The 1,223-nt window shown below is 72.0% G+C and carries 1 protein-coding gene and 1 pseudogene; both read right to left on the bottom strand.

The features are described from left to right. Window positions 1-861 (bottom strand): annotated as a pseudogene (locus ACWV17_RS33810) (zinc ribbon domain-containing protein); the annotation flags it as partial. 4 nt (window positions 862-865) lie between these two features. Then, window positions 866-1,223 (bottom strand): recombinase family protein (locus ACWV17_RS33805; protein WP_455362667.1); only part of this gene is annotated, 358 nt, incomplete at its 5' end.

The raw sequence follows: 1,223 nt of genomic DNA, 5'->3' as shown, positions 1-1,223 counted from the left end.
CAGGGTGTTGACACCCCAGTCGAAGCCGAGCGCCACCCGGTGCCCGCTCGCCCTGGTGGGCGGGGCGGGCCGCGAGTGCGGCAGGTCCATCGCGATCCGGCCCGCCCGGGTGGGGCGCAGGGTGGGGGTGTGCAGCACCGCGTCTGTTCGGACGGTGCCCGGCAGCCGGATGTCGATCACGTGCCAGGCCCAGTCCCGCCCCGAGGTCGGGGCCGCGCACAGCGGGAGCCTGACCCGCAAGCTGGCCCAGGTCTCATCCACCCGTTCCAAGGTGACCTGTTGGCGGTCCATCGCCGCCAGCAGCACCAGCGCCGCGACCTGGGGCGGGTCCTCCAGTTCGCACAACCCGGCGGGCAACTGGCCGTGCCCGGCCACATACGCGCGCACCTGGCGGGTGCGGTTGCGGATTTCCGCACCACTCACCCCGGACGGCAGGACGGCCCGCAACGCCTGCCACTCTGCCTCGGTGCGCCGACGGGGATCCTCCGGCCAGGTGGCCAGGATCGCCGCCACCAGAGTGCGCCGGTGCACAGCCAGCCGCAGGGTGCGGGCCGCGTACTCCTCGGCACCACGGTGCACCCGGTCCGACACATACACCCCCGCCGGAGCGGCAGCCTCGGCCCAGTCCAGGCGGCGCATCGCCATCCACCCCTTGGACGGCAGTACTTCGCCCCGCCCATCGAGACCGGCGGCCAGCACGTCCAGCGAGGCCTCGTCCCACCGGGCGGCCAACAGCCGCCCGGTCAGAATGCGGCTCAACTCGGCGAGAAAACTCACCCGTTTATACAGCAGGGCTTGGCCGACGCGCTCGCCACTGCCCTCGACCTCGCCGCGGAAGCCGGTACACGTCGCCGTCGCCATCAACCTAGCCACACCCACCGCCCACAACTCCGACTTCGGGGGCAGGGCGGCGTCCAGGAGCAGGGCTTTGCATCTTCCCGGCGGCTTCGGCCAGCAGACGGCGGCGTGCCTCACGCGAGCGCATCCCGTACATCCGCCCCGCGAAGGTCGCCACCAGGGACATGAAGTCGTCCAGCAGCTCCTCCATCCCCCCGGCGGTGCCCTTGGCATGCAGTACCTCGACCGTGACCTGGTGATGTTCCAGTACGTGAATCAGCCAGCCGGTGCCGAACCGGGCAAGCCGGCCTGCGTGGGTGACCCGCACATGCGTGAACTCGCCCGCCGCTGCCCGCTTCAGCAGCCGGTCAAGCCCGGGCCGCGAC

Source organism: Streptomyces mabaensis, assembly GCF_053763515.1.
The sequence above is the reverse complement of the archived record's forward strand: the minus strand, read 5'-3'. Positions and strand labels throughout refer to the sequence as shown.